This is a genomic window from Hoylesella timonensis S9-PR14 (assembly GCF_000762405.1).
In the GTDB taxonomy this organism is placed as follows: Bacteria; Bacteroidota; Bacteroidia; order Bacteroidales; family Bacteroidaceae; genus Prevotella; species Prevotella timonensis_A.
The window spans coordinates 1-10071 of sequence record NZ_JRPQ01000096.1; the positions used below are offsets into that span (position 1 = coordinate 1).

At 46.2% G+C, this 10071-nt stretch carries 8 protein-coding genes; all 8 read left to right on the top strand.

Features of this window, described 5'->3' with window-relative positions:
* The coding region (gene mobC / locus HMPREF9304_RS06655) for a conjugal transfer protein MobC (protein ID WP_036927634.1) at nucleotides 1-1497 on the top strand (1497 nt) is incomplete at its 5' end.
* A 572-nt stretch (nucleotides 1498-2069) separates the two neighbouring features.
* Complete coding sequence (locus HMPREF9304_RS06665) at nucleotides 2070-2249, top strand: hypothetical protein (RefSeq protein WP_019036215.1); 180 nt, start codon at nucleotides 2070-2072, stop codon at nucleotides 2247-2249.
* A gap of 202 nt (nucleotides 2250-2451) precedes the next feature.
* Entirely contained in the window at nucleotides 2452-2901 is a 450-nt protein-coding gene (locus tag HMPREF9304_RS06670; protein ID WP_008124763.1) for an HU family DNA-binding protein, read from the top strand.
* A 131-nt stretch (nucleotides 2902-3032) separates the two neighbouring features.
* Nucleotides 3033-3215, top strand: coding sequence for a hypothetical protein (locus HMPREF9304_RS06675; protein WP_036927640.1), 183 nt, complete (start codon nucleotides 3033-3035; stop codon nucleotides 3213-3215).
* Between the two features lie 23 nt (nucleotides 3216-3238).
* The gene (locus HMPREF9304_RS06680) at nucleotides 3239-5704 is read left to right on the top strand and encodes a hypothetical protein (RefSeq protein ID WP_026302367.1); all 2466 of its coding nucleotides are present in this window, start codon (nucleotides 3239-3241) and stop codon (nucleotides 5702-5704) included.
* A gap of 427 nt (nucleotides 5705-6131) precedes the next feature.
* On the top strand, nucleotides 6132-8096 hold the full coding sequence (locus HMPREF9304_RS06685; protein ID WP_036868457.1) for a phosphatidylinositol-specific phospholipase C: 1965 nt from the start codon (nucleotides 6132-6134) through the stop codon (nucleotides 8094-8096).
* Nucleotides 8097-8203: 107 nt separating this feature from the next.
* Nucleotides 8204-8716 (top strand): isoprenylcysteine carboxyl methyltransferase family protein, encoded by a 513-nt coding sequence (locus HMPREF9304_RS06690; protein WP_036868466.1) that lies wholly within the window; start codon nucleotides 8204-8206, stop codon nucleotides 8714-8716.
* A gap of 430 nt (nucleotides 8717-9146) precedes the next feature.
* On the top strand, nucleotides 9147-10071 hold a 925-nt coding region (locus HMPREF9304_RS06695), incomplete at its 3' end, for a DUF3945 domain-containing protein (RefSeq protein ID WP_036927646.1).

The window sequence follows — 10071 nt, forward strand, 5'->3', positions numbered from 1 at the left end:
TTGATGGAGAATGAGTATTCCGTCAATCTCCCCACACGTTTTTACTATAAGAAGAAATGGAATAAGGGCTGGATTAACGTAGTCAATCCCTTCCGTGCTTCAATGGTACTCGGCACACCGGGGTCGGGTAAGTCCTACGCTATCGTAAACAACTACATCAAGCAGCAGATTGAGAAAGGCTTTGCCATGTATATCTACGATTATAAGTTTCCCGACCTTTCCGAGATTGCTTATAATCACCTACTTAATCACTTGGATGCATACAAGGTGAAGCCACAGTTCTATGTCATCAACTTTGACGATCCGAGGAAATCGCATCGGTGTAATCCCATCAATCCTGCCTTTATGACAGATATATCCGATGCCTATGAGAGTGCCTACACCATTATGCTCAATCTCAACCGCTCGTGGATTCAGAAGCAGGGAGATTTTTTCGTCGAATCACCGATTATCTTGCTTGCCGCCATTATCTGGTTTCTGAAGATATATGAGAACGGCAAATATTGTACCTTTCCCCATGCCATCGAATTCCTGAACCGTCCCTACGCACAGATATTTCCGATACTTACTTCCTACGATGAGCTTGCCAACTACCTTTCTCCCTTTATGGATGCTTGGGAGGGAGGAGCGCAGGAACAGCTACAGGGACAGATTGCGAGTGCCAAGATACCGCTTTCACGCATGATTTCTCCTGCCCTCTATTGGGTGATGACAGGTGATGATTTCTCGCTTGACATCAACAATCCCAACGAGCCGAAAGTACTTGTTGTGGGCAATAATCCCGACCGCCAGAATATCTACTCGGCAGCACTCGGACTTTACAATAGCCGTATCGTAAAGCTCATCAACAAGAAGAAGCAACTTAAAAGCTCGGTAATTATCGACGAGTTGCCAACGATTTACTTCCGTGGATTGGATAATCTCATAGCCACAGCACGAAGCAATAAAGTGGCAGTTTGTTTGGGTTTTCAAGACTTTTCGCAACTCACCCGTGATTATGGCGACAAGGAGAGCAAGGTAATCCAGAATACGGTGGGTAATGTGTTCTCAGGGCAGGTGGTTGGAGAAACTGCCAAAACACTCTCGGAACGCTTTGGCAAGGTGCTTCAACAGCGACAGTCTATGACCATTAACCGTAATGACAAATCCACCTCTATCTCCACACAGATGGATAGTCTTATCCCTGCAAGCAAAATCAGTAATCTCACACAGGGAATGTTTGTCGGTGCTGTGTCAGACAACTTCGACGAGCGTATCGACCAGAAAATTTTCCATGCGGAGATAGTGGTAGATAGTGCCAAGGTGTCTGCGGATATGAAAACCTATAAACCCATCCCCAATATAACTGATTTCACTGACGAAGAAAGCTGCGACACGCTCAAAGAAACCATTGAATCCAACTATCGTAAAGTGAAGCAAGAAATTCGATCGCTTGTCGATTCTGAAATTCAACGGATAAAGCACACGCCCAGCCTTGCCCATTTAGTAAAAGATTAGCAGCCTTATTTTAATACTGCCGTATAAACATGAGCAAACGTTTGCATTCTGTATTTTTCATTATTTTTCCGGAAATTGCTTGTAATTTTTGGGAAAAATACTTAAATTTGCATCATATTTTATAAAATAAAACAATAGCGCTCCCATATTGGATATATTCAGGAGCAACAAAAATAAAGGTAATAACTATTTTTGATGATGTATGTATAAATATGCGACTCGCAATTTCGGCTGCCTGCCAACTTCTTCTTCCGCCTTTAGCAAAGAGTGCGAAAGAATGTTGCACTCTGCATGTTTATTAACATTTTTTATTACCCCCCCCGAATTTTTAACACTTTTTATTGGTTCGCCGCACACTACTCTCTCTCCGCCTTTTTTCATCGCAAGAAAAGGTATGAGAGGAGTATCGCCATACCCATGAGTGTCGTGTGACTTGCGCACAGTACTCGTATGTACGAAATAGCACAAGCAGGAAACGCTACAACAAAAACTATGAAAACAACCTATAGTCGTGTAGCACTGATAGAGATTAAGACAATAAAAGACTATGTAACCGAAAAACGAACACGCTTATGGAGGAAAAGAGCGAAAAGGTCGCTAAAAAAGACGACAAACTATTTACAATAAATAAAGAAACTGACGAAGTGATGACTAAAGTAATTGTAAAACAAAGGAAGCTGTACGAAGCTCCATTTTGCACAGTGATAAAGATTGACGGTCAGAGTGACCTGTTGCATGGCTTGTGTACGTAGGCGAATATAGAGGAATCTAAATCGCTGACAAGCACGCCGACAAGTTATACTGGGCAAATGCGGTAAAACTATCTTGTCGATACCAATGAATGTAATAATATGATAAAAGAAAAGCAAAAGGCGAAACAGATATGGTTGGAATGCGCTGGAAGATACGTTCCAATCGCTATTTTATTACTTAAACCCTTAAAACTATTCAATTATGGCTAACAGACCTTTAGCCTACGTTCTCACCGAACGCAAGGCAACATTAGGAAAGCTGGCAGGAAAGACCGTCATTCAGGCACTGCCAACAGGTAGAAAACGCATCGACCACCGCTCGTTCTGTGACGAGGTGGCAAGAGCCACCACTTTCACTGGTGCGGAAGTGGAGGCAGTACTGAGACTTGCCGCCGAAATAGCAAAACGACACGTTGAGAACGGCGACAGCGTTGACTTTGGCGACATCGGCACCCTCACCCCCACCTTTAGCAGCAGCCTCGTGGAGAAAGGCAAGGAGGAGTTCAGTCCAGCCAAGCACATTTCCAAACCCGCCGTCAGGCTCAAGCCATCGCGCAAATACTTCACCCTCAGCGGCGTGAGCTACGAGCGCACCGAAGCACCAGCCAAGGCGAAAAGCGAAAGTTCTGAAAAGCCAAGCCCAAACCCCTGACCGACGTCGCTCACGCAGCTGACTGACGTCACTCACAACACTGACCGACGTCACTCACGAACAAACTTGGGCAGGCAACAATATACGAGATTTTAACCAATTAGCATTAACTACATAAAATTTTAAGAATTATGACAGAGATTATTGACACTCAAGAAACAACGAGAGAGAAAAAACAGTACGTTCGTCCACAAATCACGATGATACCCATGCAGGCAGAGTGTACGCTGCTGGCTGGAAGCGACGACGGCACCAGTGGAAGTAATATTGGTGGCAAAAACGGTGGCGATTTAGATGACATAATAGAAGACTAACCTACAATATATTATCAATAGCAATGAATACATTCTTTACACCAAGAACGGATAAGATGAAATGGCTCTTATCCTGCGTGATAGCACTCTTATTTCTTGTTTCATGCACTGATGAAACAATGCTCAATAGCACAGATGTTAAGCAGGCGACAGTGGAAAACGTTGGTGAAACTTCAAGAATTGGCATTTCGGGTAACGCCTGTGTAGAGCTTGCTGATGTATCCACCTCATTGGGTGGAAATACTGCAACCACACGTGCCGTTTCTGTAAATTCAAAGCATCTTCCATTGATAGAAGGTTCCGAACTCAAGGCACGCATCTTCATCGTACGTGTTGACAAAGACGCCAAGACGATGATTGACGGCAAAGAGGCGATGGACGGCAACAAGGTGGTGCTTGGAGCTGGAGAGGTAAAATTTGACGAAGTAAGCTACAATAGCGATGGCACTATTTTTGCTAAAACTAACGACATGGTTGAGTTTCATTGGCTCAACGACAAAGCATTTACACCAAAGCAAAATGAGGAATGGTATGTGTGTGGCATCATCGGTGGCGAATATAACCCAGACTTTGACAGAGAACGCAAAAATATGAGTCTTGACGACAAGACAAGGAAACGTGCAGAAAAGCTATATCATTTCTATGTAGACTTCGACCCTAATCACTCTCCATACCACAACCAACTTGATGCCAATGGAAACATTCGAGTTGCCGTACCTTATGCCACAGGTTGGATGAAGTTACAGATGAAAGATGGAAAAATCAATTTTGAAAAATGGAAGTTTAGGTTATTGGGAACAATGATACGCTTCAAGGTAAAGCGCAATACCGACTTGGTAAAACCAGAGGGACATAAATATGCCTTTGCCAGCTCGCAAATCACTGCCCGAGGCGGATTTCTGATGATGCCACCAAGCTTGTTCCGCTCAAGTTCCGATCTTGCTATGGATCATTCTTTCGGTCTCGATTGTGAGCTACGCCCTTGGAACACAAGCATTGAAAGCAACTTCTACTGGATGTACGAAAACGACAGGCAGATACATTTCAACAATCCTGGCAACGTGAACCCACTCGACGAGAGCGCAGACTACGGTTCGCCACTCTACGAATATCGCTACACCTTCGATGCCTCTGCCATGCGCAAGGGAAAGGAGAAAGCCGAGTACGACGAGTTCTACGTGTGGGGCATGCCCATACCTAAGCTCAACTACATCGGGCAAACCATGCTTACCGCCGAGCGTGGAGGATTTATGCTGGGTAGGAAACAGAAAGGCAACCCACGTTATCCGTACGCTGATGAATGGTTGGTTGGGCAGTCAAAACCTCAGGAATGGTCGGGCGAGTTCAAAGTCCTCGATTTCAAAAACAAAAAAGTTAAAGGCTGTGGCTTCTCCGTGGAAGTAGGTGTGTGTCGTCCACGTTTCAGTGAGATGAGAGACGGCAAGCCTGCCTATCCATGGGCAAACCCTTTGGAACGTTTGGCGGTAACAAACAGCAAAACCGATGAGATGGGCTTCCACGACACCAACGCACCACACCCCAACGAGGCTGATTACGGATGGGTGAACAACTGGTCGCTCAAAAGTGCCGATATGAAAATGCGCTTTGCGCTGAACAATGGCACCATGAAGCCACAAGATTACCATCTTCCCACTGGCGAAGAATGGGGAATTGCCTTGCCTAATATCCTTACAAGCATCTATAATGGTACGTTGCCCATAGGTCTTACAGGCTGGAATAACATCAAGTCGGCTCCCAACCCTTACTTCGAAATGTTCGACCCAGAGGAAGACGACATGCGCCCCATCATCACAGCTGGCGAAACACACAACAGCAACAAGGCAGATATGCAGGAAGAGCGGTTTTGGAATAAGAAACCCATCTTCTACTCTTACTTTATGCAAGATAAGAGTCGGCTCGAACTCTACGCCATTCGTTTCTACGGCAACAACAAGGAAGCCCAATCGGACAAAGACCGCCGTCCCTACGGTAACCGTTATCGCTGTGCCTATCGCTGGAGGTTCATGGACGCTGGCGGTCCCGACGCCACCAACGACGGACAGGGCATGCGCCTCGTGGTACAGAGCCGTTGGATAGGCAACGCCAACGTAACCGTACGCGACATCATGGATGACAAGTGGTGGGGAGAATGTTCGGACAGCAACCCGCTCTATCGTACCGACTGTTATCGTGTTTTGCCCTGCGTAGGCTACCCCTTCCCAAAAGGCGGATCTACATGGCGCATGGCATACTGGTCAAGAACACGCTGGAAATACGACACCTACGACAAGGACAACGAGCACAGCAACAAGACATTCTGCTACCGTGTGCTATCCAAAGACGGCTTCGACCGTGGACATAACGATAATGCCACCCTGCACTACGGCGTTCGCCTCATGGTAAACAGAGACGTGGACGAATTCGGCAAGCGCGCCCCACGCCAGTTGCAGAAAGACAAGGACGAGCAACGACTCATACGTCGCAAATAGTATCTAAGGTGAGGGGCAATGCGTGTCCCTCACTATAGTATATAATTTTATGTTAAGGAATGGCTAAAAATAACAAATACATGTTGGTTTCTATTGGTGTGTTTATCCTTAACACTCTGTGTTGTAGGCATCTATTCCTCCATACTTATATTTTCAGCTTCCTTACCCTCTCCTCGATTATTTATAATATTTAACAAACCGCATTGGATATGTATTTGTGTGAGGCTGTGCATCTCGAAGTCCATAGATGACTACGAGATGCATTTTGCGTGTACATAGACTTTTGACAAGAAAACCGCTGCAACTCAAAGTTACATCATTCCATTTCTTTCCAAAGCGTACGATAAATGCCAATAGTTAGGTTTTGGAAGTTGCCTGTTATTCGCTATCTTTGCACCCTAAAAAACAAAATTACATAAGATTTACTATGATATCAGAACAACTCGCCCTTCAATGGGGCAAAAGAACGTTATATAATTTGACGGTGATATATGCGCTGTTATGCACCATGCTACTATACGGATGCGACGGTGACACTACAGTGAATAACGAAAGTTCGTCTCATCAATCAACCACGATACGGCTTACAATAGAAGTCCCTAATGGTGGCGTAGACAACACCAAGATGGTAGCAACAAGATCCTTCACCTATGGTTTTGAGGGAGATATGGTCCCACCGAAGATGCGGCTAAAAGAAGGCGAAACAACTGAGGGACTTTGCGTTATCAGAAACGAAAACCCCAAGATACCAATAAAATTAGTACAGGTGAAATGGAAAACGCATGATGGTGTCTTGTGGTGCGACACTCTCAATGCTGACGTGGAGGCTCCTCACGATGAAAAAATTGGTAATTGGCAGGCATGTTTTCTACTTGGTCATGGAACCTACGATGAGAAGACGCACAAAATAAAAATTGGCGTAGAGCGTTTGGCACGCCCCATAAACCAAAATGAGGAGCAACTATGGAACATGCCTTACCTGTCAGCATGGTTGCCCTTGGAAACGAGTGACGGTTTGCACCTGCGTTCGCCACATGTGAGTTTCAAACCGCAAGGAGCGTTCATACGCATGAGATTGACAAATGATACGAAATATGACATGAGCGTGGCATCACTGCGCATGCAACCCACTGACGATTCCATGCAGGCAGCACCATTCGTGTGGGAGGCAATGTGGCAGACTGATGAACGAGGGGATGCGCCTGTCATTTCTCCAATTTTGCAGAAAAGTGGAGAGGATTTCGAATGTCCACTTGTCCAACCACTCACATTAAAACCGGGCGAGACATCAGGCTGGTATGGCTTCTGGAGTATGCCCATAGGTAAATCCGTAGGGTATTCAGGCAATTACTTTATCGTACCTACAGAAGAAGCCAGGATACATCGATCGCCATGGTGGTTGTACCACACTCCACTGGAAGGAAAAAGCAATGCACAAGGTCCCGTGGTGGGTCGAACATACACGCTCTCGCTGAAACTGCGGCAACTGATCTCCACTACCAATGCCAACTGGATGCAGGATATGGAAGACGACCGACTGGTGTGCAAGATGTCCATACCCGGAACGCACGATACAGGAGCATGGTCAGGCAATTGGTGGGTGAAGACGCAAGACAAGGACATCAAGGGGCAGCTCGAGAGCGGCATACGCTTCTTCGACATACGCTTGGTGCTTGCAGATGGCGTGCTAAAGCTCTGCCACGCCAGTAATGTATTCGACCGCACGTTCCACAAGGATGTATTGCGTACCACCGCTGATTTTCTGCGGGAGCACCCATCGGAAACGGTTATCATGACCATCAAGCGTGACCACGACTACGACAAAGATGGAGGCAACAAGTATCGTGCGGCGGTGGGCAACGTGTTAAGAGCTGATCCCTACGTTACACCATACATTGCAGGATCGTTCAGTCCGACACTTACAATGGGAGAACTGCGAGGCAAGATGCTCATCTTGAGCCGTGAGGGCTGGTACTCCACCAACTCGGGGTGGATAGACCGCTGGTATGATAACAGACAATTCTCTACCAATATCTACTCCACCAATCACAGTCGTACCACGCTGAATGTGGAGGACACTTACAGATGCGCTGCTGGCGACAAGGTGAACCTTGTGCGCCAAAACCTGCTAAAAGCCAGTGAGGCATACGGTGATGCGGCACCCGACTGGTTCATCACCTTCTGCTCGTACACGGGTCCAAACGGCATAGGCACACCCAATGCCGTCACAGGATACGTAGATCCGCATGTGATAAATATTCTTAAGGGAGACCATCAGTTGCGTACAACGGGTATACTGCTTTTCAACTTTGCAGGCTGGTGGGACAACGGACTCACCAACATCGCCATCAAGTTCAACGATACTGCCACACCGCCGCTCAAGCAGTGGTAACAAGTTGGGGCAAGTCAACACACCAGCCGAGCCGTGCGGAATCCCCCCCCCCCGCGTCGGCACGGCTTCATAGCGGATTATTAAACATCATAAAACATATTACAGTTATGCTATATGCAATTATCATCTTCGCAAGTTTCTTTGTCTTGCGCTTGTTCTCCCTCGCTTTCTCAATAAGGAACGAGAAACGTCTCATCAAATGTGGAGCCACACAGTACGGAAAACGCAACTCCCTACTGCTGACGCTTGCCCATATAGCCTACTACTTTGGTGCCCTCTATGAGGGATATACCAGCAATATGGAGTTTGACAGGACCTCTGTCATCGGCGTGGCAGTCATGGCATTCGCCTACATCATGCTGTTTTACGTCATCTATAAGCTGAGTGACGTTTGGACAGTGAAACTCTACATCGTACCCAACCATCGCATCGATCGTAGTTTCTTGTTTCGTACGGTGCGACACCCAAACTATTTCCTCAACATCATACCAGAACTGATAGGTGTGGCGCTACTCTGCCATGCTTGGACAACGTTATGCGTAGGTCTGCCCCTCTACGGCTACCTGCTAATAGTTCGCATCCGTCAAGAGGAAAGAGCCATGCGACACCTGCTATCGTAACGGCCGTGACCGACGTCGATAAACTTTATAAAATACCACCTATCATCAGGATAACTTTTATAAACAGGGCTGCAACCACATACAGACGTGTGGTATCGAAGAGGAGGGGAAGTTTTTCTTTTCAGAAAAATTCCCCCTGCGTGTTTCATCCAATATTCTTCCAAATGTCGTCACTCACGACGCTGACCGACGTCGGTCACGGTTATTGGTAGCTGACATTCGAGCTGCAAACCAAAAAACTTATCGTTGATGTGCTTTCTCATCCATAGACTTTCTCTTGTAGGGGAAGTTTTTTTTGTTGGTACATCAAATCTTCCTCTCATTTTGTTTCCCACTTTTTCCCACTATTTCCTCACAGTGTGAGCGTTTGGTTTTATCCGTTTAATTTTGCCAATATATAACATTATATATTCATCAAAATGTAATATTTATGGAACCAAACAACAATGACAACTATGTGCTGGTCTTGGAAGATCGCACGGAAGTGAAGAATGAGCAAGAAGCAGGAAAAATCTCCGTAGTATCGGGTATAGACGACAAGGGCAACCTTAAAACCACCGAAGCAATCGCTGCGAATCAGGCAGCGTTCTTGAAATTCAACAACAAGGACGGACTTCTAAAGAACTTCATGTCCAATTTCCTCAAACAGTTCAATAACCCGACTCGTTTCGGACTGTACAAGGTTTTGGCAAACAATGTAGAACAAGGTGTGGACAATCTTCGCACCATGTTGCAAAGTCGTGAAAAGCCAGAAAGCAAACAGCAACTGACAGAGATTGGAGTATCCTTTGACGATTATCTGCCGAAAAAGAAGAACGCCACAGCCATTGATGAGTCGAAGATTGATTGGAAGCAACTTGGTGACCTCGGTCTTACCCGTGAACGACTGGAACAAAGTGGAGAGTTAGAAAAGATGCTTTCTTGGCAGAAGAGTAACCTTATTACTATTGCCGTACCTATTGGTGACACGACCATCTACACCGAAGCACGTCTTGCATTCCGCACGGATGATAATGGCAATGTCGGCTTGGCTATCCACCCGTTACGCAAGGAGCCACAGCTCGACTTCCCCTATATGGGTTACAAGTTCTCTCCCGAAGAAAAGGAGCAACTCCTTGCTACGGGCAACCTTGGCAAGACAATCGAAGTAACGCCCAAGAACGGCAATCCTTTTTCTGCCTATGTCTCCATCGATCCACAGACCAACGAAATTGTTGCCTTACGTGCCGACCGTGTGAACATTCCCAAGGAGATCAAGGGTGTAACGCTCTCTGATGTCCAGTACAAAGATCTTGTGGAAGGCAAAGCCGTGAAAGTGGAAGGAATGACCGCCAAGAGTGGTAAGTCCTTCAATG

Coding starts and splice junctions, on each gene's coding strand:
- HMPREF9304_RS06665 (WP_019036215.1), top strand. CDS start 2,070: ATGGAGGAAAAGAGCGAAAAGGTCGCTAAAAAAGACGACAAACTATTT.
- HMPREF9304_RS06670 (WP_008124763.1), top strand. CDS start 2,452: ATGGCTAACAGACCTTTAGCCTACGTTCTCACCGAACGCAAGGCAACA.
- HMPREF9304_RS06675 (WP_036927640.1), top strand. CDS start 3,033: ATGACAGAGATTATTGACACTCAAGAAACAACGAGAGAGAAAAAACAG.
- HMPREF9304_RS06680 (WP_026302367.1), top strand. CDS start 3,239: ATGAATACATTCTTTACACCAAGAACGGATAAGATGAAATGGCTCTTA.
- HMPREF9304_RS06685 (WP_036868457.1), top strand. CDS start 6,132: ATGATATCAGAACAACTCGCCCTTCAATGGGGCAAAAGAACGTTATAT.
- HMPREF9304_RS06690 (WP_036868466.1), top strand. CDS start 8,204: ATGCTATATGCAATTATCATCTTCGCAAGTTTCTTTGTCTTGCGCTTG.